Annotated in this window: 21 protein-coding genes and 1 pseudogene; 13 read left to right on the top strand and 9 right to left on the bottom strand. The window is 71.9% G+C overall.

Features of this window, described 5'->3' with window-relative positions; all coding sequences use genetic code 11:
* The first annotated feature begins 167 nt into the window (after positions 1-167).
* Together AB0J55_RS33055 and AB0J55_RS33060 are read left to right on the top strand one after the other, a co-directional pair.
* Positions 168-1,745 (top strand): discoidin domain-containing protein, encoded by a 1,578-nt coding sequence (locus AB0J55_RS33055; RefSeq protein WP_364257446.1) that lies wholly within the window; start codon positions 168-170, stop codon positions 1,743-1,745.
* Positions 1,746-1,821: 76 nt separating this feature from the next.
* A complete protein-coding gene (locus AB0J55_RS33060) occupies positions 1,822-2,445 on the top strand; it encodes a class I SAM-dependent methyltransferase (protein WP_364257449.1) in 624 nt (207 codons plus the stop codon).
* Positions 2,446-2,500: 55 nt separating this feature from the next.
* Here the strand turns inward: AB0J55_RS33060 and AB0J55_RS33065 are convergent, their stop codons facing one another.
* Both AB0J55_RS33065 and AB0J55_RS33070 read right to left on the bottom strand, forming a co-directional pair.
* Positions 2,501-3,517, bottom strand: a complete 1,017-nt coding sequence (locus tag AB0J55_RS33065; RefSeq protein WP_364257452.1) for a S1 family peptidase — start codon at positions 3,515-3,517, stop codon at positions 2,501-2,503.
* A 152-nt stretch (positions 3,518-3,669) separates the two neighbouring features.
* Positions 3,670-3,966, bottom strand: coding sequence for a GNAT family N-acetyltransferase (locus AB0J55_RS33070; protein WP_364257455.1), 297 nt, complete (start codon positions 3,964-3,966; stop codon positions 3,670-3,672).
* A gap of 166 nt (positions 3,967-4,132) precedes the next feature.
* Here AB0J55_RS33070 and AB0J55_RS33075 point away from each other — a divergent pair, with 166 nt between their 5' ends.
* The 7 genes and pseudogenes from AB0J55_RS33075 to AB0J55_RS33105 all read left to right on the top strand — a co-directional run bounded on the left by AB0J55_RS33075 (position 4,133) and on the right by AB0J55_RS33105 (position 11,191).
* A complete protein-coding gene (locus AB0J55_RS33075) occupies positions 4,133-6,289 on the top strand; it encodes a germacradienol/geosmin synthase (RefSeq protein WP_364257458.1) in 2,157 nt (718 codons plus the stop codon).
* Positions 6,290-6,551: 262 nt separating this feature from the next.
* Entirely contained in the window at positions 6,552-7,334 is a 783-nt protein-coding gene (locus AB0J55_RS33080; RefSeq protein ID WP_364257461.1) for an MBL fold metallo-hydrolase, read from the top strand.
* Complete coding sequence (locus AB0J55_RS33085; RefSeq protein ID WP_364257464.1) at positions 7,331-7,912, top strand: VTT domain-containing protein; 582 nt, start codon at positions 7,331-7,333, stop codon at positions 7,910-7,912. The genes AB0J55_RS33080 and AB0J55_RS33085 overlap by 4 nt, the downstream gene beginning before the upstream one ends.
* Entirely contained in the window at positions 7,909-10,023 is a 2,115-nt protein-coding gene (locus AB0J55_RS33090; protein ID WP_364257467.1) for a phage holin family protein, read from the top strand. Before AB0J55_RS33085 ends, AB0J55_RS33090 begins: the two co-directional genes overlap by 4 nt.
* Positions 10,020-10,250: a glutaredoxin domain-containing protein gene (locus AB0J55_RS33095; RefSeq protein WP_364257470.1), complete on the top strand. Its 231-nt coding sequence runs from the start codon at positions 10,020-10,022 to the stop codon at positions 10,248-10,250. Before AB0J55_RS33090 ends, AB0J55_RS33095 begins: the two co-directional genes overlap by 4 nt.
* Positions 10,247-10,450: pseudogene (locus tag AB0J55_RS33100) on the top strand (ferrous iron transport protein A); the annotation flags it as partial. The gene AB0J55_RS33095 and the pseudogene AB0J55_RS33100, both read left to right, overlap by 4 nt.
* Positions 10,439-11,191: a methyltransferase domain-containing protein gene (locus AB0J55_RS33105; RefSeq protein ID WP_364257743.1), complete on the top strand. Its 753-nt coding sequence runs from the start codon at positions 10,439-10,441 to the stop codon at positions 11,189-11,191. The pseudogene AB0J55_RS33100 and the gene AB0J55_RS33105, both read left to right, overlap by 12 nt.
* Here AB0J55_RS33105 and AB0J55_RS33110 read toward each other — a convergent pair.
* Complete coding sequence (locus AB0J55_RS33110) at positions 11,169-11,960, bottom strand: TetR/AcrR family transcriptional regulator C-terminal domain-containing protein (RefSeq protein WP_364257473.1); 792 nt, start codon at positions 11,958-11,960, stop codon at positions 11,169-11,171. The genes AB0J55_RS33105 and AB0J55_RS33110 overlap by 23 nt on opposite strands.
* 76 nt (positions 11,961-12,036) lie before the next feature.
* Between AB0J55_RS33110 and AB0J55_RS33115 the strand changes: the two genes are divergently transcribed.
* The 3 genes from AB0J55_RS33115 to AB0J55_RS33125 are packed head-to-tail and all read left to right on the top strand — an operon-like array spanning position 12,037 to position 15,967.
* Complete coding sequence (locus AB0J55_RS33115; protein WP_364257475.1) at positions 12,037-14,310, top strand: excinuclease ABC subunit UvrA; 2,274 nt, start codon at positions 12,037-12,039, stop codon at positions 14,308-14,310.
* Positions 14,307-15,110, top strand: coding sequence for a siderophore-interacting protein (locus AB0J55_RS33120; RefSeq protein ID WP_364257478.1), 804 nt, complete (start codon positions 14,307-14,309; stop codon positions 15,108-15,110). Before AB0J55_RS33115 ends, AB0J55_RS33120 begins: the two co-directional genes overlap by 4 nt.
* Positions 15,095-15,967: an aminoglycoside phosphotransferase family protein gene (locus AB0J55_RS33125; protein ID WP_364257481.1), complete on the top strand. Its 873-nt coding sequence runs from the start codon at positions 15,095-15,097 to the stop codon at positions 15,965-15,967. The genes AB0J55_RS33120 and AB0J55_RS33125 overlap by 16 nt, the downstream gene beginning before the upstream one ends.
* 64 nt (positions 15,968-16,031) lie before the next feature.
* On the opposite strand, the gene AB0J55_RS33130 is transcribed toward AB0J55_RS33125, so the two are convergent.
* Both AB0J55_RS33130 and AB0J55_RS33135 read right to left on the bottom strand, forming a co-directional pair.
* Complete coding sequence (locus AB0J55_RS33130; protein ID WP_364257484.1) at positions 16,032-16,595, bottom strand: TetR/AcrR family transcriptional regulator; 564 nt, start codon at positions 16,593-16,595, stop codon at positions 16,032-16,034.
* A 120-nt stretch (positions 16,596-16,715) separates the two neighbouring features.
* Entirely contained in the window at positions 16,716-17,420 is a 705-nt protein-coding gene (locus tag AB0J55_RS33135) for an SDR family oxidoreductase (RefSeq protein ID WP_364257487.1), read from the bottom strand.
* A gap of 100 nt (positions 17,421-17,520) precedes the next feature.
* On the opposite strand from AB0J55_RS33135, the gene AB0J55_RS33140 reads away from it, so the two are divergent.
* A complete protein-coding gene (locus AB0J55_RS33140; protein WP_364257490.1) occupies positions 17,521-18,006 on the top strand; it encodes a helix-turn-helix domain-containing protein in 486 nt (161 codons plus the stop codon).
* Positions 18,007-18,022: 16 nt separating this feature from the next.
* Here AB0J55_RS33140 and AB0J55_RS33145 read toward each other — a convergent pair whose 3' ends face one another.
* The 4 genes from AB0J55_RS33145 to AB0J55_RS33160 are packed head-to-tail and all read right to left on the bottom strand — an operon-like array spanning position 18,023 to position 23,936.
* Positions 18,023-18,694 (bottom strand): GntR family transcriptional regulator, encoded by a 672-nt coding sequence (locus tag AB0J55_RS33145; protein ID WP_364257493.1) that lies wholly within the window; start codon positions 18,692-18,694, stop codon positions 18,023-18,025.
* Between the two features lie 30 nt (positions 18,695-18,724).
* Positions 18,725-19,675 carry an alpha/beta fold hydrolase gene (locus AB0J55_RS33150; protein ID WP_364257496.1) on the bottom strand — a complete coding sequence of 317 codons (951 nt, stop codon included), beginning with the start codon at positions 19,673-19,675 and terminating at the stop codon, positions 18,725-18,727.
* A complete protein-coding gene (locus AB0J55_RS33155) occupies positions 19,669-21,954 on the bottom strand; it encodes a glycoside hydrolase N-terminal domain-containing protein (RefSeq protein ID WP_364257498.1) in 2,286 nt (761 codons plus the stop codon). The genes AB0J55_RS33150 and AB0J55_RS33155 overlap by 7 nt, the downstream gene beginning before the upstream one ends.
* Entirely contained in the window at positions 21,954-23,936 is a 1,983-nt protein-coding gene (locus tag AB0J55_RS33160; protein ID WP_364257501.1) for a CBM35 domain-containing protein, read from the bottom strand. The genes AB0J55_RS33155 and AB0J55_RS33160 overlap by 1 nt, the downstream gene beginning before the upstream one ends.
* Positions 23,937-23,959 lie beyond the last annotated feature (23 nt).

The following is a 23,959-nucleotide window of genomic DNA, read 5'->3' on the forward strand; positions in this document are numbered from 1 at the left end:
CCATCCTGGCGGAGGAAAGCGCTTGCGCACCGAGAATTCCCGCGCAGCGGGACACGTCCCCCTGTTCGTTAGGAAACTTTACGAATAAGTCTTGACGGCGTGGCCCCCGCCCCGCGAACCTGGACGGACGCCGCAGTCATCGTCCGCCCACCCCTTCCGGAGGCAGCATGACCCGGCGCGCGCTCGTGCTCGTCGTGACCCTGTTCCTCGCGTTCGCCGCGGCGCTCACCGGCGCCGGCCCGGCGAGCGCGGCCACCACCCAGCCGACCTTCCTCACCTTCTACGGCTGGTGGGACAACACCCCGCCCGGCGGGGACATCTCCTACCCGCAGATCCACGGCACAGCCGGCGGCAAGGGCAGCTACGCCGACCCGATCACCTTCGCCACCAGCAGCGACGAACTCAAGCCCGGCACCAAGGTCTGGGTGCCGCGGGTGAAGAAGTACTTCATCATGGAGGACGGCTGCGACGAGTGTTCCGACGACTGGAACAGCCACGGCCCGAACGGCGGGCCCGGCCTGCGCCACATCGACCTCTGGCTCGGCGGCAAGGGCGGCAGCGCCTTCGACGCGATCGACTGCGAAGACGCGCTCACGCACTACAACCCCGACAACACGCCGGTCATGGAGCCGGTCGTCGTCGACCCGCCGTCCGACGAACCCTACGACGCCACGCCGATCTTCAACACCAGCACCGGCGAGTGCTGGGGCGGCGCGAAGCCGAACACCACCGTCGGCCAGTACCGCAACAACTCCACCGGCACCTGCCTGGCCGCCCCGGGCAGCGGCACCACGCTGAAGGTGGCCGCCTGCACCGGCGGCGCCGACCAGCGGTTCACCTTCCACGGCGCGTTCCTCGTGATCGACGACAAGTGCGCGGGCATCTCCGGCAGCTCGATCGTGCTGCAGACCTGCACCGGCGGCCCGGCCCAGCAGTGGTCGATCAACCCCGACGGCACCATCTCCGACATCCAGACGAGCAAGAAGTGCTTCCGCGCTTCGGGCACCACGCTCACCGCGGGCAGCTGCTCCGGAACCCAGGCCCGCTGGACGTTCACCGCGGCGGGCACTCCGAGCGGTCTCAGCGTGACGCCGTCGTCGGTTTCGGTCGCGCCGGGTGCGTCGGCGACGGCCACCGTGACCTCCACCGACGCCGTCACGCTCTCCGCGAGCGGCGCCCCGGCGGGCGTGACCGTCTCCTTCTCCCCCGCGTCGGTCCCGGCCGGCGGCACCTCGGCCGTCACCGTCAGCGCCGCCGCGACCGCGTCACCCGGCTCGGCGACGATCACCATCACCGGCGGAGCCAGGACGGTGTCGCTGGGCGTCACGGTGACCGGCACCGGCGGCCCGGAAACCCTGCTGTCACAAGGAAAGACCGCGACCGCCTCCTCCACCGAATCGTCGTCGTACCCGGCGAGCGCGGCCTTCGACGGCAACCTGACCAGCACGCGCTGGGCGTCCAAGGAAGGCAGCAACGCCGAGTGGCTGCGCGTCGACCTCGGCGCGAACAAGTCCGTCACCCACATCAAGCTGACCTGGGAGGCCGCGTACGGCAAGGCGTACAGCATCCAGACCTCGGCCGACGGCACGACCTGGACGACGATCTACAGCACCACGACCGGCAACGGCGGCACGGACGACCTCACCGGCCTCTCGGGCACCGGGCGGTACGTCCGGATGAACGGCGTCGCGCGCGGCACGTCGTACGGCTACTCGCTGTACGAGCTCCAGGTGTACGGGAGTTAGTTGCCATTCCGGCAACGTAGTTTGCCTTCTCGGGGACGTCGGCCGCATGCTCGGAGGACGTCCCCGAGGAGGAACCATGCCCCACGACCACCCGATGACCGTCGACGCCATGCTCAAGCAGGACTTCTGGGAAGCGATGTACCAGCGTGACGAGCACCGGATCTGGAGCGGGAACGTCAACGTCAACCTGCGCATCGAGGTCGAGGGGCTGAACCCCGGGCACGCCCTCGACCTCGGCAGCGGCGAGGGCGGCGACGCGATCTGGCTCGCGAAGCGGGGCTGGACGGTCGACGGTGTCGACATCTCGACCACCGCGCTCGCCCGCGCGGCGGAAGCCGCCGCCGAGGCGGGGGTGGCAGTCAACTGGCTGCACCGCAACATCCTCGAATGGCAGCCGGAAGCACAGTACGACCTGGTTTCGGCGCAGTACATGCACCTGCCGCCGGACCTGCGCCGCAAGGTGTTCACCGCGGCCGCGGCGGCCATCCGGCCGGGCGGTTCGCTGCTGGTCGTCGGGCACTCGCCGAAGGCGATGCGGCAGTTCGACGGCCAGAAGCCGCCGGAGGAGCTCTACTTCGAACCCGAGGAGATCACCGGCTACCTCGGCGACGCATGGCAGTGGCTGGTCGAGACGTGCGAGACGCGCGGCGAAGGCCACCACACCGACGCCGTCTACCGCGCGCGGCGGCTCGAAGCGTGACGGGCGAGGGCCCGCTCACCTCCCCCGACGGCGGTGAGCGGGCCCTCGTCCCGGCTCAGGCGAGCTCGAGGCCGTAGGCCTGCAGCTCGAGGGTGAGCGGGTAGAAGTAGCTGGTCACGGTGTCGCCGCCGGACAGCGTGCCCAGGCCGGTGGAGCCGTCGTAGGCCGGGCCGCCGGAGTCGCCGTGGTCGGTGTGCGCGGTGGTGCCGAACTCGTGGTTGAGCACGCCGACGTCGAAGTTGACCGACTCGTCGACCGAGGTGACCTCGCCGCTGCCACCGCCGGTGGTCGAGCCCTGCTTCTCGATCTGCTCGCCGACGGTCGGCGCGGCCGCGCTCGTGATCGGCTGCCCGGTGTTGATCTCGCCGGGCCCGGTGCCGTTCGGGCGGGTCAGCAGGCCGGAGTCGGCGCCGGGGCAGTCGCTTTCGACGACCTGCGCGCCCGAGACGTCCCCGCCGGACCAGGTGCCACCGAGGTTGGTGCAGTGGCCCGCGGTGAGCAGGAACGGCGAACCGCCGCGCGTGACGTTGAAGCCGAGCGAGCAGCGGCCCTGGCTGTTCTGGATCGCGTCGCCGTCGGCGATGTACAGCGACAGCTTGCCGGTGCGGTGCTCGACGCGGACGCTGTCGCCGTACTTCGCGGCGGCCGCGGTGACCTTGTCCGCGGTCTCCTTGCTGGCCGCGTCGTACACCTTCACCACGACCTGGTTGGTCTTCGTGTCGATGCCCCACGCGGTCTGCGGCACGTTCTTCACCGCGTCCAGCTCGTTCTTGACCCCGGTGAGCGCGGCGAAGGTGTGCTTGACCTTCTTCGCGGTCAGGCCGGCGGCCTCCACCCGCTGGAGGGCGGCGTCGTCGACGACGTTCACCACGGCCTTGCCGTTTTCGAGGTAAACGCCGCCGGACGCAGCGCCGAGCGCGTTCGCCACCTGGGTGGCACTGGTGATCGCGTGGGCCTGCAGTGCGGCGAGGGCCAGCGGGGACGCAGTGGCCGCCGAGGCGCAAACGCCGCTGGTCAGCGCGGCGGCCGACAAGACGGCGAGGGTCTTGAGGGCGGTCTTCCGGGGAGTCATCAACTTCCTCCAGGGTGGGCGTTCGAAGCCGGTGCCGACACTTTCGTTGCCGGGCAACCAACGCACTACCGACGAAGGTTGGTTAATAACCAAGGGAACCGGACATAACGCTCAGATCACCCGGACGGCCCAGCGCCGGTAGGGCTTCCGGCCTACTCCCGCGGCCAGCGGACGTGGTCCTCGTAGCCCGGGTTCTTCTTCAGGTACCCGGCGATGAACGGGCAGACCGGCACGATCGTCCGCCCCTGGGCGACGACGTCGTCGAGCGCGCCCGCCGCCAGGACCTTGCCCAGGCCCTGCCCGGAGAACGCGTCGTCGATCTCGGTGTGGGTGAACACCGTGAGGTCCCCGCGCCGGTCGTACTGCGCGATCCCGGCCAGCTTCTCCCCCGCCCACAGCTCGTAGCGGTCTTCGTCCGGGTTGTCGACCACCCGGTTCTCGTCGGTCATCGGCTCTCCTCGTTCGGGGGACACCCACCATCGTGCGACGGCCCGCCACCGCGTGCCGATCGGGGCCGGCCACCGCTGGGCCGGCCGGGGGAAGCGCTCGTCCCGTTCGTGTGCTTCGCGGCTGTTCCTCTTGGCGGACACCGCGGCCGGCTGGTTGCCTCGCGGAGTGCCCGAGCAGCCGTTCGTCCTCCCCGAGTTCTACCTGCCCTACCCGGCGCGCCTGAACCCGCACCTGGATCGGGCCCGCGCGCACAGCAAGGCGTGGGCGCGCGACCTCGACATGATCGACGTGCCGCAGCACGGCACGGTGATCTGGACCGAGCACGACCTCGACTCCCACGACTACGCGCTGCTCTGCGCGTACACCCACCCGGACGCGGGCGCCGAAGAGCTCGACCTGATCACCGACTGGTACGTCTGGGTCTTCTACTTCGACGACCACTTCCTGGAGCTCTACAAGCGCACCGGCGACATCGAAAGCGCCCGCACCTACCTCGACCGGCTCGAGTTGTTCATGCCCGCCGAAGGCGACATCACCGCGGCGCCGGAGAATCCGGTCGAGCGCGGCCTCGCCGACCTGTGGCAGCGGACGGTCCCGCACCGGTCGGCCGGCTGGCGGCGCCGGTTCGCCGCCAGCACGAAGGCGCTGCTGGACGAGTCCCTGTGGGAACTGGCCAACATCAACGAGGGCCGGCTGGCCAACCCGATCGAGTACGTCGAGATGCGGCGGAAGGTCGGCGGCGCGCCGTGGTCGGCGAACCTGGTCGAGCACTCGGTGCACGCCGAGGTGCCGGACGCGATCGCCGCGTCCCGGCCGATGGAGGTGCTGCGCGACTGCTTCGCCGACAGCGTCCACCTCCGCAACGACCTGTTCTCCTACCAGCGCGAGGTGCAGGACGAGGGCGAGCTGTCCAACGGCGTGCTCGTGTTCGAGAAGTTCCTCGGGCTGAGCACGCAGCAGGCGGCCGACGCGGTCAACGACCTGATCACCTCGCGCCTGCACCAGTTCGAGCACACGGCGCTCACCGAGGTGCCCGCTCTGTTCGACGAGCACTGCGTCGGCGCGGCCGAGCGGGCGGCGACGTTCGCCTACGTCAAGGGCCTGCAGGACTGGCAGGCGGGCGGCCACGAATGGCACCTGCGGTCCAGCCGGTACATGAACGAAGGCGCGCTGGCCGGCCACGACGGCTTCGGCACCTCCGCGGCCCGCATCTTCTCGTCGGTGCTCGCCACCGCTCCGCAACGGCTGCGGGCGTACGGCTCCACGCCGTTCCGCGCGGCCGACGTCCCGCGGCCGTCGGTCGAGGTGCCGTTCCCCCTGCGGCTCAGCCCGCACCTGTCCGCGGCCCGCGCCCGCAACGTCGACTGGGCGCGGCAGCAGGGTTTCCTCGACGGCGTGGTGTGGGACGAGCGGAAACTGCGCGCCGCCGACCTGCCCCTGTGCGCGGCGGGCATCCTCCCGGACGCGACGGCCGACACTCTCGACGTCACGAGCGACTGGCTGACCTGGCGCACCTACGCCGACGACTACTACCCGCTGGTGTTCGGCGCGACCCGCGACCTCGCCGGCGCGAAGGCGGCCAACCGCCGTCTGTCGGCCTTCATGCCGATGGACGGCCTGCCGATGCCGGCCCCGGCGTCGGCGCTGGAGGCCGGTCTGGCCGACCTCTGGCCGCGGACCACGGCAGAAAGCCGGCCCGCCGTGCGCCGGGCGGTCGAGACGATGACGTCGAGCTGGCTCTGGGAGCTGGCGAACCAGGCCCAGAACCGCATCCCGGACCCGATCGACTACGTCGGGATGCGGCGCCGGACGTTCGGCGCGGACCTCACGATGAGCCTCTCGCGCGGCCACGCGATACCGCCGGCGTTGCAGCGAACGCGCCCGGTGCAGACGCTCGAGAACGCGGCGGCGGACGTGGTGTGCCTGGCCAACGACCTGTACTCCTACCGCAAGGAGATCCAGTACGAAGGCGAGCTGCACAACGCGGTGCTGGTGGTGCGCAACTTCCTGGACTGCACCGCGGAGCGCGCCTCCGAGGTGGTGACGGACCTGCTCCACGCCCGCCTGGCGGAGTTCGACCACGCGGCGGCGACCGAGCTGCCGGCCCTGTACCGCGACGACGCCACCGAGGAGCTGCTGCTCGGGTTCGTCCAGGAGCTGCGCGACTGGATGGCCGGAACGGTGCACTGGCACGAGAACTCGGCCCGCTACACCGAGCCGGACCTGAACTACCACCCGACCCCGGCCCCAGCCTTCGGCGGCCCCACCGGCATCGGCACCTCCTCCCTGCGCATCTCGGCCCTGCTCCCCGCAGGCCACTGACCCGACCCGCGTGATCGAAAGGTCGACACGCGTGATCCGGAGGTCGACACACGTGATTGAGAGGTCGACACACCGCACGGCCCACCCCACCGCCGTGTCGACCCTTCAATCACGCGAGTCGACCCTTCAATCACGCATGTCGGCCCTTCAATCACGCATGTCGACCCTTCAATCACGCGAACCGACCCTCCGGGGTCGCTGAACGGCGTTGCTCTGGCCACTCCGCCGGGCGTTCGCCGCCGGAGGAGGTGATACTCGGGGCGTGAGCGGCTTCAGCCTGCGATTCCTCGGCCATTCGACCGTCCGCCTGGAACTCGGTGGCCGGGTCGTGCTGACCGATCCGGTGCTCACCGCGCGGGTCGGCGGGCTCGTCCGGGTCGTGCCGCCGCCACCACCTTCGAGCTACGCCGGTGCCGACCTCGTCCTGCTTTCGCACCTGCACGGCGACCACCTGCACCTGCCGTCACTCAAGCTGCTCGGCACCGGCACCCGGATCGTCGTCCCCCGCGGGGCGGGTTCCTGGCTCGCCAGGAAGGGCTTCCGAAACGTCGAGGAGATCGCGCCCGGGGAGACAATCACCGACGGCGGCCTGACCGTCACCGCCACCGAAGCCGTCCACTCCGGGCACCGCTGGGGGCCGCGCCTGACCCACGGGCCGCAGAGTCCCGCGCTCGGGCACCTCATCGAGGGCGACCGCAAGAAGGTCTACCACGCGGGCGACACCGACCTCTTCGACGGCATGCGCGACCTCGGCCCGGTCGACGTCGCCCTGCTGCCCGTCTGGGGCTGGGGCCCGAACCTCGGCCCCGGCCACCTCGACCCCGCCCGCGCCGCCCAGGCCGCCACGCTGGTCCAAGCCCGGGCGGCCGTCCCCGTGCACTGGGGCACTCTCGCCCTCCCCGGCGTCCGGCGCACCGCGCGGATGCGGCGGCTACTGGCCGACCCACCGCGCGTCTTCGCCGCCGAAGCGAAAGGCCGTACCGAAGTGCTGTTCACCCAGCCCGGCGCCGACGTCGTGCTGCCCGCGCCGACGGACCGCCCGTGAACTGGACGGACCCGGCCGCCGTCGGGTACCCGGCGGTGTTCGGCGGCGTGCTGCTCGGCTCGATCGTGCCGATCGTGCCCACCGGCGCGGTCGTCGGCGCCGCGGCCGCCGTCGCCACCACCACCGGCCACCTGTCCCTGCCGCTGGTGATCGTCCTCGCCACGCTCGGCGCCTACCTCGGCGACGTCGTGACGTTCGGGATCCCGCGCCTGGGCAGCGAAGCCGCGTTCCGCTGGATCAGCCGCCGCCAGCCCGCCGAACGGCTCGAGAAGGCCCGCGACCAGTTCGCCCGGCGCGGCTGGCAGCTCGTCGTGATCGGCAGGCTCGTCCCGGCCGGGCGCATCCCGGTGCTGCTCGCGGCGGCCGCGCTGAGCTACCCGTGGCGGCGCCTGCTGCCCGCCGCGCTCGGCGCGTGCGTGCTCTGGGCGTGCGCGTACGCCGTGCTCGGCATCGTCAGCGGCGGCATCTTCGACTCGCCGCTCGTCGCGACCCTGCTGGCGACGGTGCTGGTCCTGCTGGTCACCGTCCTGGCGAACGTGCTCGCCCGGTGGCGGCGCCGGACCAGGGAGCGGGTGTGACGACCACCGCGCCGAAGGGCAGGCTCCTGCGCGGCGGCCGGGCCGTGGCCCGCGCGCTGCTGGTGTGGATCGCGGTGACCGGCGCCCTGCGCCTGCTCGACGTGCTCCTGCCCGGGTTCCGGATGACGCACTGGTGGCAGCCGACGGTGTGCGCGCTGCTGCTCGGCCTGCTCGCCGCCGTCGGCTGGCCGCTGGTCATGCGGATCGCCTACCCGCTGGCGTTCTTCACCTTCGGCCTGTCCGGCTTCCTGCTGATCGGCGCGGGCACCCTGGCCGTGTTCCGCTCGGTGCCCGGTGTCGAAATCGCCGACTTCCGCAGCGCCGTGCTCGTCACGCTCGGCATGGCCGCGGTCGGGGTGCTCATCTCCAGCCTGCTCGCCATCGACGAGGACGAGATCTTCTTCCGGCGCGCCGCCCGCCGCCACCGCCGGCATCGTCGCCACACCCCCGCCGCCGGAGCCGCCGACCAGCCGCCCGGGGTGCTGTTCCTGCAGATCGACGGCCTCGGTTTCGACACCGTCCGCCGTGCGGTGCGCGACGGCGACATGCCGACGTTCGCCGCGTGGCTCGCCGAGGGCAGTCACGCGCTGACCCGCTGGCACACCGACTGGAGCTCGCAGACCGGCGCGAGCGTCTGCGGCATCCTGCACGGCTCCAACCACGACATCCTCGGTTTCCGCTGGTACGAAAAGGACCGCGACCACGTGATGGCGTGCGCCCACCCGACCGACGCGGCCGAGATCGAGCGGCGGCACTCGGACGGGCGCGGGCTGCTGTCCGGTGACGGCGCGAGCCGCGGCAACCTGTTCTCGGGCGACGCCGGCCACGTCAGCCTCACCATGAGCTCGATCCCGGTGCTGGTGCCGAAGAAGCTGCTGCGCCGGCACCGCGACCGGCTCGGCGCGGGCTACTACGCCTACTTCGCGAACCCGGTCAACGCGCTGCGCACGTTCGTCGTCGCCCTCGTCGACGTCTTCCGCGAGATCAGCGCGTCGGTGCGCCAGCGCCGCGCCGGCGTCGTGCCGCGGGTCCCGCGCGGCGGCTGGTACCCCCTGGCCCGGCCGGGCACGACGGTGATCGCGCGGGACGTCGTCGTGTCAGCGATCCTCGGCGACATGCTGGCCGGGCGGCCGGTCGTCTACGCGGACTTCCTCGGCTACGACGAGGTCGCGCACCACTCCGGCATCGAACGGTTCGACACGCTGTCGGTGCTGCGCTCGATCGACCAGCAGATCGCGCGCCTGCACCGCGCGAGCCGGCTGGCTCCCCGCCGCTACCACGTCGTCGCGCTGTCGGACCACGGCCAGACCCAGGGCCAGGCGTTCTCGCAGCGGTTCGGCGAGACGATCGAGGCGTACGTCGGACGCCTGTGCGGCGGCACGCCGTCGCCGACGGCGGGCAAACGGCGGCAGGCCGAGAGCTGGCAGATCAACGCGGCCCTGGCGGAGGCGACGAAGAGCGGCGGCCTGATCGCGCGCCGGCTGCGCGCCCGCGTGGAGAACGCGGAGTGCGCCGGCGACCGGCCGCGCACGACGTCCGGCTCGCCCGGCGCGGTCACCCGCGTGGCGCCCGGCGTGGTGGTGGTCGTGTCGGGGCACCTCGCGATGGTGTCGTTCACCGAGCACGAAGGCCGGGTCGAGCTGGAGACGATCGAGCGCGAGCACCCCGACCTGCTGCCGTCGCTGGTGGACCACCCGGGCGTCGGGTTCCTGCTGGTCCGCAGCCGCGAGTTCGGCCCGGTGGTGCTGGGCCGCGACGGCCTGCACCGGCTGGCGACGGGGATCGTCGTCGGGGAGGACCCGCTGGTGCCGTACGGCCCGCACGCCGCCGGCCTGATCCGGCGGGTCGACACCTTCCCGCACTGCGCGGACGTGATGATCAACAGCCGCTACGACCCGGAATCCGACCAGGCGTCGCCGTTCGAGACGCACGTGGGCTCGCACGGCGGGCTGGGCGGGCCACAGCAGCGCGGGTTCGTCGTGCACCCGCGCGAGTTCGCGTTCCCCGGCGAGGTCGTCGGCGCGGAGGCCCTGCACCGGGTGTTCCGCGGCTGGCTGGCAGAGTTGGGGCACGCCCCGGTGGAAACCCCGGTTACGGAGGTAGTTTCGTGAAGCTGACGGTGTACGGCGCGAGCTGGTGCCCGGACGTCAAGCGCAGCCGCGCGCTGCTCGACCGCGAAGGCGTCGAATACTCCTATGTGGACGTCGAAGCGGACGCGGCCGCCGAACAGCGGGTCCGCGAGCTGCAGGACGGCGGCCGCCGGATCCCGACCATCGTCTGGGAGGACGGGTCGTTCCTGGTCGAGCCGTCGGACGCCGAGCTCAGCGCGCGCCTGTGAAGCTGCTGCGGGAGCTGCCGCTCGGCACGCGGGTCGTGGTCCGCTACCGCATCGAGGGCGGCTTCACCGACGCGCTCGGGAACCTGACCGCCCGCGACGAAACGACGTGCACGGTGGAGACCCGGCGTGGCCCGGTCGTGGTGGCGTTCGCCTCGGTGACGCTGGCCAAGCCGGTGCCCCCGCCGCCGGTGCGGAAATCGCGGTTCGACGAGCTGGTCGCCGAGGCCGAAGCCGTGTCCGTCGACGGCTGGGACTTCTCCTGGCTGGACGGCCGCGCCACCGAAGCCCGCCCGTCGTGGGGCTACCAGCGGCTGCTGGGCGCGCAGCTCGCCCGGGTCGAAGCCGCACTCGACCTGGAAACCGGCGGCGGCGAAGTCCTCGACGGCTGCCCGTCGCTGCCGCCGCTGATGGTCGCGACCGAGTCGTGGCCGCCCAACATCGCCCGGGCGGCGGCCCGGCTCCGGCCGCGCGGGGCCGACATCGTGGCCACCGCGGGTTTCCCCTTCCGCGACAACGTGTTCGACCTGGTCGCCAGCCGCCACCCCGTGACGACAGACTGGCGCGAGATCGCCCGCGTGCTGCAGCCGGGCGGGACGTACTTCTCCCAGCAGGTCGGCCCGGCGAGCGTGTTCGAGCTGATCGAGTTCTTCCTCGGCCCGCAACCCGAAGAAGCGCGCAACAGCCGTCACCCCGACCGGGCCGTGCGGGAAGCCGAAGCGGCGGGCCTGGAAGTGACCGACCTGCGCTTCGAGTCGCTGCGCACCGAGTTCTCCGACATCGGCGCGGTGGTCTACTTCCTGCGCAAGGTGATCTGGATGGTCCCGGGCTTCACGGTCGACCAGTACCGGGACAAGCTGCGGGAGCTGCACGAGAAGATCGAGCGCGACGGCCCGTTCGCCGCCCGCACGACGAGGTTCCTCATCGAGGCCCGGAAGCCTTGACGATCGCCGCTTCGACGCCGTCCAGCAGCAGCTCCAAGCCCGCCTCGAACGACAGCCGCGCCTCCCGCTCCAGGTAGGGCTCGTCGGACGGCTCGAAAGCACCCTCCTCGCCGAGGCGGGCCACCGTCGGGAAGCGGGCGGTCAGGTCCGGTGCCAGCTCGCCCAGCAACGCCGACCGCGCGGACCACCAGTCCTCTTCGGACTGCCCGGTCTCGGTCGCGGCCTGCCGGGACTCCGCGGCCGCCTGGACCGAGCCGCGCACGATGTTGAACAACGCCGCCACCACCCACCGGACGCGCGACAACGGCAGCCCCGTCTCCGCCAGGACGGACAGCAGCGTCTCCTGCACGTGGAACTCCCCCGGCCCGAGCACCGGCCGCGCCGGCGAGACCTGCAGCAGCCAGGGGTGCCGCAGGTGCAGGTCCCACAGCGCCCCGGCCAGCGACAGAGCAGCCGCCCGCCAATCCGGCGCCGGATACGAGGAAGGCAGCTCGGCCAGGGTCCGGTCGTACATCAGGTCGACCAGCTCGGTCTTGCCCGGCACGTACGTGTAGAGCGCCATCGCCGTCCGGCCGAGGCGCTCGCCCACCGACCGCATCGACAGCGCCGCCATGCCCTCGGCGTCCGCGATCTCGATCGCCGCCGCGACGATCGCCTCCACCGACAGGCCCGGCTTGGGCCCCGGGCCGGTGCGAGGCGCCACCACGGGCGGCCCCCACAGCAGCTCCATGGACCGCCGGGCGTCGCCCTGACCCGCGAAGACGACCACCTTGCCGACTCCTTACACCCTAAAGTAATGTACGCTGGAGAATCACTTTACAGCCTAAACTATCGAGAAGGACGGTATGACCTCACCCAGGCGGGCCGCCGACACCCACGACGTGATCCAGGTCCGGGGCGCCCGGGAGAACAACCTGACCGGCATCGACCTGGACATCCCGAAGCGCCGGCTCACGGTGTTCACGGGCGTTTCCGGCTCCGGCAAGTCGTCCCTGGTGTTCGGCACCATCGCGGCCGAATCGCAGCGGATGATCAACGAGACCTACAGCGCCTTCCTCCAGTCGTTCATGCCGAGCCTGTCGCGCCCGGACGTCGACCTGCTGGAGAACCTCAGCGCGGCCATCGTCGTCGACCAGGAACGGATGGGCGCGAACTCGCGGTCCACGGTCGGCACCGCGACCGACGCCTACGCGATGCTGCGGATCGCCTTCTCGCGGCTCGGCGACCCGTACGTCGGCACGTCCGGCGCGTTCAGCTTCAACCTGCCCGAGGGCATGTGCCCGGCCTGCGAGGGCCTCGGCCGGGTCTCCGACCTCGACGTCGATGCCCTGCTCGACTTCGACCTCTCCCTCAACGAAGGCGCCATCCAGGTGCCGGGCTTCACGCCGGACACCTGGTACGTGCAGACCTACCTCTCCTCCGGCTTCTACGATCCGGACGCCAAGATCCGCGATTTCACGCCGGAGCAGCTCGACGCCCTGCTGCACAAGGACTCCTGCAAGGTGAAGGTCGGCAAGACCAATGTCACCTACGAGGGCCTCGCGGTGAAGGTCCGGCGGCTCTACCTGCACAAGGACGTCGAATCGCTGCAACCGAAACTGCGCGCGTTCATCGAGCGGGCCGCCACCTTCAAGACCTGCGGCGAGTGCGGCGGCGCCCGGCTCAACCAGGCCGCCCTGTCGGCGAAGATCGACGGCCGGAACATCGCCGACTGCGCCGCCATGCAGATCAGCGACCTCGCCGAATTCGTCCGGAACCTCGACGCGCCGTCCATCCGGCCGCTGCTGGGCAACCTGCGCGACACCCTCGACTCGCTCGTCGAGATCGGCCTCGGCTACCTCTCGCTCGACCGCGAATCCGCGACGCTCTCGGGCGGCGAGGCCCAGCGCGTGAAGATGGTGCGGCACCTCGGGTCCAGCCTCACCGACGTCACCTACGTCTTCGACGAGCCGACCGTCGGGCTGCACCCGCACGACATCGAGCGGATGAACAACCTCCTGCTGTGCCTGCGGGACAAGGGGAACACGATCCTGGTCGTCGAGCACAAGCCGGAGACCATCCGGATCGCCGACCACGTCGTCGACCTCGGCCCCGGGGCGGGCGCCGACGGCGGGCGGCTCTGCTACACCGGGAGCGTCGACGGCCTGCGCGCGTCCGGCACGCTCACCGGCCGCCACCTCGACCACCGGGTCACCCTGCGCGAGCACCCCCGCAAGCCCACCGGGCACGTCTCGATCACCGGCGCTCGCCTGCACAACCTGCGTGACGTCAGCGTGGACGTCCCGCTCGGCGTGCTGACCGTGGTCACCGGGGTGGCCGGGTCCGGGAAGTCGTCGCTGATCCACGGCTCCCTGGCCCACCGCGACGACGTCGTCGTGGTCGACCAGTCGGCGATCCGCGGGTCCCGGCGGTCCAACCCGGCCACCTACACCGGCCTGCTCGACCCGATCCGGGCGGCGTTCGCCAAGGCCAACGGGGTCAAGGCGAGCCTGTTCAGCGCCAACTCCGAGGGCGCCTGCCCGAAGTGCAAGGGCCTCGGCGTGATCTACACCGACCTGGCGATGATGGCCGGGGTCGCGTCGGTCTGCGAAGAGTGCGAGGGCCGGCGGTTCACGCCGAAGGTGCTGACCTACGAGCTGCGCGGCAGGAACATCAGCGAGGTGCTCGCGATGTCCGTCGCCGAGGCGCGGGAGTTCTTCGCCGGCGGCAGCGCGCGGACGGTCCTCGACCGCCTCGCCGACGTCGGCCTCGGCTACCTGACCCTCGGGCAGCCCCTGACGACGCTGTCCGGCGGTGAGCGGCAGCGGCTCAAGCTGGCGATCCGGATGGCCGAGAAGGGTTCGACGTACATCCTCGACGAGCCGACGACCGGGCTGCACCTCGCCGACGTCGACCAGCTGCTGGCCCTGCTCGACCGGATCGTCGACGCGGGCAACACGGTGATCGTGATCGAGCACCACCAGGCCGTGATGGCCCACGCCGACTGGCTGATCGACCTCGGCCCCGGCGCCGGCCACGACGGCGGCCGGGTCGTCTTCGAAGGCACGCCGGCCTCGCTCGTGGCCGACGCGTCCACCCTCACCGCTCGTCACCTGCGCGAATACCTGGGGAAGCCGTGAACCCGACGGGGCTGCTGGAGGTGACGGCGGTGCGGCGGGTGACCCCGCGCGTGGCCCGCATCACCTTCACCGGCGACGGTTTGGCCGAGTTGGCGCCGTGGCCGGACCAGCAGCTCAAGCTCCTGTTCCCGCCGCCGGGGCGCCCGGTGCGGCTGCCGCCGGCCGACGACGACGTCATGCGCTGGTACGAGGCTTACCTCGCGATCCCGGCCGAAGAACGCCCGGTGATGCGCAGCTACACCGTGCGCGATCGGACGCGGGACACGATCGACGTCGACTTCGTGCTGCACGCCGGTCCGGCGGGCCCGGCCACGGCGTGGGCCGCGCGGGCGGCGGTGGGTGACGTCCTCGGCCGGTACGGCCCGGATCCGGCCTACCGCCGTCCACTGTCCACGGCGGACAGGCTGCTCTGCGCGGGCGACGAGACGGCGATCCCCGCCGTCGCCTCCATCCTGTCCGAAGTGGACAACGCCGTGGTGTTCCTCGAGGTCGAGGACGCGGCCGAGGAGCAGCCGCTGCCCGGGGTGCGGTGGCTGCACCGGAACGGCGCCGAGCACGGCAGCCGGCTCCTGGAGGCGGTGCGCGGGGTGGCACTACCGGAAGCGGCGTGGCTGGCCGGGGAGGCGTCGACGGTCCGCGCGTTGCGCCGCCACCTCGTCGAGCGCGGACTGGCCAAGAGCGCGATCGAGTTCACCGGCTACTGGCGGCGGAAGCTGACCCAGGACGACGCCCCGACGGCCGACGACCTGGCCGACGCGGCGGAAAAGCTGGGAGACTCGGCCGGGTGGAACGGGAACTGACGGCCTCGGGCATCGACCCGGCCGCGGTGGTGACGGCCGAGGACCTCGGCGGCGGGACGTACAACCGGGCGGTCCGGCTGCGGCTGGCGGACGGACGGCGGCTGGTGCTCAAGATCGCGCCGTCCGCCCCCGGCCTGTCGTACGAACACGACCTGCTCGCGACGGAGGCGGAGTACTACCGCCTGGCGTCCGGGCCGCTGCCCTCGGTGGCGGGCGCCGGGCCGGGGTTCCTGCTGATGACGGAGGTGCCGGGCGAGCCGTGGAACCACGCGCCCGGCGCCGGCCCGCACCTGCGCACGGAGCTCGGCAAGATCGTGGCCGGCCTGCACGAGACGACCGGCGACGGGTTCGGCTACCTCCAGGACCCGCTGCACCCGACGTGGTTTTCGGCCTTCACGGCGATGGTGGACGCCATCCTGGCGGACGCGGTCCGCTACCGCGTGCACCTGCCCCGCCCGGCGGCGGAGATCGCGCACCTGGTGCGCCGCCACGAGCCGCTGCTGGAGCTCGTCACCACGCCGGTCCTGGTCCACTTCGACCTCTGGCAGGGCAACATCCTGGTGGACGGCGGCCGCGTCTCGGGCATCATCGACGCGGAGCGGGCGTTCTGGGGCGACCCGGTGGCGGAGTTCGTTTCACTGACGCTGTTCCACGACCTGGACGCACCCCTGCTGGCGGGCTACGGCCCGGCGTTCTTCGACGCCCCGGCCCGCCGCCGGCTGACGTTGTACCGGGTGTACCTGGGCCTGATCATGCTGGTGGAGATGGTGCCGCGGAACGACACGAACGCGGACCGGCAGCGGTTCGTCTCGGCGTGGCTGACGGAGCACCTGGACGCGGCCCAGCGGACGGTGTGATCGTGGAGGAGACCATGACGGCCACCCTGGCCAACGGCAATCAGCGTCCTCATGCGGAAGCCGGTCACTTGAACACCAGCGACACGAGTTCGTCGACGAACGGCTCCACCAGCTCGGCCCCGGTCCGGTTCAGCGCGCTGTGGAACAGCGCGACCCGCCCGTGCGCGCCGACGAACACGACCGCGGCCGCGCGGCCCGGCGTCACGCGTAGCTCGTGGCCCGCCTCGACGCACCGTTCGAACCCCGCGGTGAGCCGGTCGATGACGTCGAGGAGCGGGCCTTCCGGGCGGGTGCCGGGCTCCACATCGGACGCGCCGTTCGCGAGCATCAGCCGGTAATGCCCCGGATTCTGCATCGCGAAGGCGCAGTAAGCGTGAATTTGGGCCCGGATCCGGCCCACGACGTCGGATTCCCCGAGTGTCTCCTCCGCCGCGCGCATCGATTCGGCCAGCCGCGCGTATTCGTGGTCGAGCAGCCCGCGCACCAATTCCGCACGATCGGAGAAATGCTGGTAGATGCTCGCCGGGGCGATGCCGACGGCGCGGGCGACGCCGCGGATCGTCAGCCCGTCCTCGCCGCCGAGCTCGGCGAGCAACCGGCCGGCCGCGGCCAGGATCTCGCCGCGCAACCGTTCACCTTCGCCCCAGCGGTTTCTCGTCCGTCCCATTCCCGTTTCGACGCGTTCCGCCACCCGCCTATTCATACGCCCGCGGCCGTCACCCCGGTATTCCGGGGTCGGGAAAGCGCTTCAGGAAACCAGCGCGGGGTACAGCCCGGAGAGGTCGCCGGCGAGCCCGGCCCGCACGTTCCGGCTGACGTCGTCGGCGAGCACCTCGAACCGGCCCGCCTCGACACCGTCCAGCGCCAGCCCCGCCACGACCGCCGGATCGGTCTTCGGGCCGTCGACGTGCTTGGCCATGTCGGTGTCCATGTACCCGACGTGCAGGGCCGTCACCTGCGTCTTCTGCGGTGCCAGTTCCAGGCGCAGCGCGTTGGTCAGCGACCAGGCCGCCGACTTCGCCGCGGAGTACGCCGCCACCTGGGGTGCGGTGAACCAGGAGAGGACCGAAAGGACGTTGAGCACCGCGCCGCCGCCGTTGCGTTCGAGGACCGAGGCGAACGCGCGCGTCACGGCGAGGGTGCCGAAGTAGTGCGTGTCCATCTCCAGCCGGATGTCCTCGAGGGACCCGCCGAGCAGTGATGCCCCGGTCGACGAGCCGGCGTTGTTCACCAGCAGCGTGACGTCGGAGGCCAGCTCGGCGGCGGCGCGGATCGACTCGGGGTCGGTCACGTCCAGCCGCAGCGGGACGACCCCCGGCAGGTCGATCGACTCGGGATTCCGCGCGGCGGCGTACACCTTGGCCGCACCCCGCTCCAGCAGAGCGGCCGCGAAGCGACGGCCGAGACCGCGGTTGGCTCCGGTGACCAGCGCCACCGCACCCGTGATGTCCATGACGTACTCCTCTCGCATCTGACTTGCTCGTTGCAAGCCAGCTACCGACCACCGTACGGCGTAGACTTGCTCCAAGCAAGTCAGGTCGAAGGGAGCACCGATGAGCCGTCGCATCACCTGGGCGGACGCCGTCTGCCCGATCGCCCGCGCCGCCGACGTCCTCGGCGAGCCGTGGACGTTGCTGATCCTCCGCAACGCCACCGCGGGCACCACCCGCTTCGAGGACTTCCGCGCCCAGCTCGGCATCGCCGACAACGTGCTGACGACCCGGCTGGCGAAGCTCGTCGACCGCGGCCTGCTGACGAAGCTCCCCTACCGCGACGGCGGCCGCACCCGCCACGAGTACCGCCTGACGCAGGCCGGCTCGGACGCACTGCCGGTGCTGCACGCCCTCGGCACGTGGGGGCACGCCCACACGTCCTCGGAAGCCGGGCCGACGACGCTGGTCCACACCCGCTGCGGGCAGGCCACCCGGCCCGGCGCGAAGTGCGACGCCTGCGGAAAGCCGCTGGCCAGGACCGACCTGGCGTGGCGTGGCTCCTGGCTCGACGAAGGGGAGATCCCGCTGGCCGATCCGGTCGGCTGAGCCAACGGCAAGGAGGTCAGAGCCGGTCGAGCAGGCGGTCGCGGGCCACTTCGAGGTGGTCGCTCATCGCCTTCCGGGCTCCCGCGGGGTTGCCCGCGACGAGGGCCTCCACGATCACCCGGTGTTCCGTGATCGTCTGCTCGCCGAACGGCTGGTTGTAGTTCAGCCGGAAGAAGTGCAGGTGGCAGTGGGTGCGGGCGAACGCCTGCTCGACCGCCGCGTTGCCCGCCAGGCGCAGGATCAGCTCGTGCAGCCGCTGGTCGTGCGCCGTCAACGCCTTGTAGTCGCTGTACGCGTCTTCCGCCGGCGCGGGCGGGCACGTCGCCATCTCGGCTTCGAGCAGCGCCACGTTCTCGTCCGACATCGCCGCTGCCGCCAGCGCCGCGGACGGCGGCTCCAGCAGCAGCCGCAGCGCGTACATGTCGTCGACTTCCTTGCGGTTCAGCAGTTCCGTGACGCGGTAGCCGCGCAGCGGCAGCCGGCTGACGAGCTCCTCCGACTCCAGCCGCGCCAGCGCCTCGCGCACCGGCGTCCCCGAGACGCCGAGCTCGCGGGCGATCTCGTCGATGTTCACGCGGGCGCCCGGGGCGATGCCGTCGTTCATGATCAGCGCCCGGATCTGCTCGTAGACGCCGTCGGCGAGCACCTGCCTGCCCGGCAGGGCCTCGAGGCGCCGTCCGCCTGCCATCGGTCCCCTCTCGGTCCGTCCCCGCCCAGGCTACTGCCCGGACACCGCGCCGAACGCGTCGAGCACCGCCCGCAGGTCGTCGTCTCCGCCGGCTTCGTGGGCGCTGTACTCCCAGACCGCGATCTCCTTCGGCCCGCGGTAGGCGTGGTAGGCCCCGAAGACGGTCGACGGCGGGACGATGTCGTCCATCAGCCCCACGGAGAACCACGCGGGCGCCGTCGCGCGGCTCGCGAACCCGACACCGTCGAAATAGGACAGCACGGCGAAGACCTGCTCCACCCGGTTCCGGTGCATGGCCAGGTAGCCGGTCAGTTCCGTGTACGGCCGCTCCCCGGCGACGAGGCTCGCGCGCCGGAAGTCGCAGAGGAACGGAGCTTGGGCGTGCACCGCGGCGACGTCCGGGACCAGGGCCGCCGCGGCCAGCGCGATCCCGCCGCCCTGGCTGTTCCCCACCACGGCCACCCGGCCCGGATCGACCGCCCCGATCGCCCGCACGGCGTCGACCGCGCGGGCCGCGTCGGTGAAGATCCGCCGGTAGACGTAGGTTTCGCGGCTCTCGATCCCGCGCGTGAGGTGGCCGGGGTGAGCCGGCCCGCTCCCGGCCGGGTCGGCGGTCACCCCGCCCTGGCCCCGCACGTCGACCTGCAGGTGCGCGTAGCCCGCGGCCGCCCAGTGCAGCTGGTCGAGCTCGCTGCCGCGGCTGCCGCCGTAGCCGTGGAACTGCACGACCGCCGGCAGCGGCCCTTCGCCTCCGCGGGGCAGCTTCAGCCAGGCGCGGACCGGGTGACCGCCGAAGCCCGCGAACGTGACGTCGAAAACGTCGATCAGGCGCAACGGCGTTTCGACCGGCGTGAGCCGCACGCCGATGTCGTGCGCCCGTGCCTCGGTCAGGGTCGCCGCCCAGAAGGCGTCGAAGCCGGCGGGCGCCGCGTAGCCGCTGCGGTACTCCCACAGCCCGTCACGGCCGAGGTCGGTCAGCATCCGAGTCCTTTCAGGACGGTTGATTCGCCCACCGCGAGGCGGACTTCCGCGGCGGCGCAGCGGAACCGGACGGGCACCGGTTCCGCGGGGTCGCCGCCGATCCGCTCCAGCCGGACGACGTCCGGTTCGCCGTCGCGCCAGGTGAGGTCGACGGTGACGCCGCCGCGGCAGCGCAGGCCGCGGAGCTCGCCGTCCGGCCAGGCCGCGGGCAGCGCCGGGAGCAGCACGATCGTGCCGGAATGGCTCTGCACGAGCAGTTCCGCGATCCCGGCCGGGAAGCCGAGGTTGCCGTCGATCTGGAACGGCGGGTGCGTGCTGAACAGGTTGGGCAGCAGCCCACCCCACTCCGAACCGTCGACCGGGGCGTCGTGGTGGCGGTCGCCGGTGAAGGGCCGGGACGCCTCACGCAGGAGGGAGCGCGCGGTCTCGCCGTCGCCGAGGCGGGCGCGCAGGGCGATCTTCCACGCCCACGACCAGCCCATCGCGCCCGGGCCGCGCCGGTCGAGCGCCCGCTCGGCAGCCGCGGCGAGCCCGCCGGGGGTCGGCAACCCGATTCCGCCGAGCGGGTAGACGGCGACCAGGTGCGAAAGGTGCCGGTGGAGCGGGTCCTCCTCGGGGAGGTCCTCGGCCCACTCCCCCAGTCGGCCGTCCGGCAGGACCGGCAGCGGGCGCAGCCGGGGCAGCGCGGCCGCGATCTCGGCGCACAGCGGGTCGTCGACGCCGAGCGCCTCCGCCGCGGCGAGACTGCGCTCGAACACGGCCCGGATCAGCGAGACGTCCATTGTGGACGAATACGTCAGCGACTCCTTGGTCCCGGCCGGGGAGAGGAAGAGGTTCTCCGGGGACGTCGACGGGCACGTGTCGAGGTAGCCGTCCCGCTCGACCAGCCAGTCCAGGCAGAACTCGGCGCAGCCGCGCAGCAGGGGCCAGGCCGTCGACACGAGGAAGGCGTGGTCGCGGGTGAAGTCGTAGTGGTCCCACGCGTGCTGGACGAGCCAGGCGCCGCCCATCGGCCAGATCGCCCACGACGGGTTGCCGTGCCCCATCCCCACCGGCAGCGCCCAGCCCCACGGGTCGGTGTTGTGGTGGGTGACCCACCCGCGGGCGCCGTACAGCTCGCGTGCCACGTCGCGCCCGGTGACCGCGAGCTTGCCGAGCAGCTCGAACAGCGGGAGGTGGCACTCGCCGAGCCCGGTCGTCTCGGCGGCCCAGTAGTTCATCTGCGTGTTGATGTTGACCGTGTAGTTCGACGACCAGGCCGGGCGCGGGTCGTCGTTCCAGATGCCCTGCAGGTTCGCCGGGGGCGCGCCGGGCCGGGACGCGCTCGCCAGGAGGTACCGGCCGTACTGGAAGAGCACGGTCGCCATCAGGCGCTCGTCCTTCCCGGACAGCAGTTCGGCGGCGTCGTGGGTGCCGCCGCGGCGGTCGCCGATCGTGAGCGAAGACGCGCCGAGCAGCGGCCGCAGGTCGGCTTCGTGCGCCCGCCGGAGGGCGTCGGCGCCGGCCGCGACGGCCTGTTCGGCCAGTACCGCCGCTCGCCGCCGGTGCTCGCCGCGGGTGCGCGGCCGGTCGCCGGTCCAGGCGTCCTGCGCGCTGGTCGAGCCGGCCAGCACGATGAGGGTCCGCGTGCGGTCGCGCGCGACGCGGACGGCGACCGCGGCGAACGGGTCGTAGCCGTCCGCGGTCCCGTACCGCAGTGGCTCTTCGACCTGCGGCTCGTGCCGCGGCGCGCCGTCGACCGGGATCTCGATGCCGAGGTCGAGGCCGTCCCGCCACACCTCCCGCAGCGGTGTCGTTATGTCGACACCGACGTCGGCCGAGGTCACCGCCACACAGAGGACCTGCGCGGGCCGGCTCACCCAGGTCGTCCGCTCCACGTCGTGGCCGCCGATGGTCAGGCGTTCGGTGACGACGCCGCTGTCGAGGTTGAGCGTGCGGCCGTGCGAGATGCCCTCGGGCAGCGTCAGCCAGAGGTCCACGTAAGGCAGGAACTCCTGGCTGTACGGGCCTTCGAACCCCATCAGGAGGTCCTCGGCGCGCCGGAAGTCCTGGGCGGACACGGCATCCCGCACCTCGGCGAGCTGCGCCGGCCCGGCGGCGATGTCCTTCAGCGCCGCCGCCGGGCCGTGCGGGGTGCCGGACCACACCGTGGCGTCGTTGACCTGGACCCGCGTGCGCCCGGCGCCGCCGAAGACCATCGCGCCGAGCCGTCCGTTGCCGACCGGCAGGGCTTCGGTCCAGTCCGCCGCCGGGCGCGGCCAAGAGAGCAGCAGGTCCACTAGACGGTGATCTTGTCGACGTCGTAGACGTACCCGGCCTGGTTGCCGAACTGGATCGTGTTGGCCCCGGCCTGCAGGTACACCGGGACGGTGACGGTCTGCGGGGTGTTCCAGTCGTCGTCGTTGCTGCCGGCCACCGGCAGCGGGAACGACGTCCCGTTGACGGTGACGATGCCGGTCCGGCTCGAGTCGCCGTCCACATAGGACAGCTGCATCAGGTAGGTGCCCGCCTTGGCCGTCGTCACCGTGGGCAGGACCACGTAGCCGCTGCCGCCGAGGTAGCCGACCTTCTTGCCGCCCGAGCACGCGCAGTCGTAGACCGTCGCGCCGCCTTGAGGGCTGCCGTTTTCGGCTTCGTACCCCTTCGGGCCGCCGGCGGCCGGTGTCGTCAGGCTGATCTTCCTGCTCGGCGCGGACGGGCGGCCGTAGCCCTGGTTCGCCACGACGGTGAAGTCGTAGGACGTCGACGGCTGGAGACCGGTCACGGTGGCGGCGGGGCCGGCGACCGTGGCGACCTTGCGGCCGTTCGCGTAGACGTCATAGCTCTGCGCGCCCTTCGAGGCGTCCCAGGCCAGGGAGACACTGGTGCCGGTGGCCGCGGTGCCGTGCACGACGGCGGGCGCGGCGAGGGCGTTGCGGTCGCGCGGGGTGACCTTGAACAGCCGCGAGCCGTGCGCGGGCAGGTCGGCCGCGGTGGTGCCGGCCTCCTGGTGCGCCCACAGGTCCCGGATCTGCACCGGGCCGGTGATGCCGAGCTGCGCGAGGTCCGCGCTCACGCGGGCGGGCACCGCGGCGAGGTTGAACAGGGCGACCGTGTAGCTGCCGTCGGCGTTGCGGTTGTACCAGACCTGCTGGTCGGATGTCTGACTCACCGGCTTGGCCGGGATCCCGGCCTGGTTGACGGCGATGACCTCGTCGTTGGTCAGCAGCTTGACGCCGTAGTCGTCGAGCCGGGTCAGGTCGTCGCCGATGTAGAGCGGCGCGGCTTCGATGGCCCACAGCGTCATGTAGCTCTGGCGCTCGGCTTCGGTGAGGCCGTCCATCCTGCCGCTGCCGACGTCGAGGGAGTCGAGGTTGTTCCAGTGCCCGGGCCCGGCGTCGGGGATCCACTGCACGACGTCGGTCCAGCGCTGCTTGACCGAGGCGTTCCAGGTGACGAGGGTGTCGCAGTAGCACTCGACGTCGGTGTCGACGCGCCAGCCGTTCGTGTTCGCCTTCCAGACGCCGGCCTGGCGGTGGCTCAGTGCCCAGGAGATGACGAACTCCATCGGGCGGCCGGTCTTCGCGATCGCCCGGTGCCACGCCTCGACGTCGGAGGTGTTGGTGTGGTCCTCACCGCCCTTGAAGGAGCCGGGGCCGACGCCGTCGAGCTTGAGGAAGTCGACGCCCCAGCCGGCCAGCAGCTGCGCCAGCGAGTCCACATAGGACTGACTGCACGGGTTGGCGAAGTCGATCTTGTAGGCGGAGTCCCAGCCGTTGGTCTTGCGCAGGTCCGGGTAGACGAGGTCCCGGGTGTGGCAGTTCGCGGTGCCCGCGATGGGCGAGTTGCCGTCGTTGTAGGCCTTGAGGTCCAGGCCGACGGCCAGGTACGAACCGAGCTTCAACCCCTTGCGGTGCACGTAGTCGGCGACGTACTTCATACCGTCCGGGAAGGTCACCGGGTTGACCACCGGGCGGGCGTGCTCGTCGAAGGAGTTCGCCCAGCCGGCGTCGATGTTGACGTAGGTGTAGCCGTGCTGCTTGAACTTCGCGGCCAGGACGTCGGCCTGCTGCAGGACGTGGGCTTCGGTGAGCCAGCTCGCCGTGCCGGTGGGGTTGACGCCGGGGTAGTTCGTCGACTCGAGGCTCCAGCTGCTCCAGCCCAGATACGGCTTCTGCGCGACGGGTGGCGGGAGTTCTTCCGCCGTCGCGGCCGCCGGGGCGGTGAGCAGGCCCGCGACCACCGCGAGTCCGGCGAGGACACCGAAAGCCCGTGCTGCCATGACCACTCCTTCGAGGTCCGGAC

Origin of the sequence: Amycolatopsis sp. NPDC049688, from assembly GCF_040674975.1 — a bacterium.
Lineage (GTDB): Bacteria > Actinomycetota > Actinomycetes > Mycobacteriales > Pseudonocardiaceae > Amycolatopsis.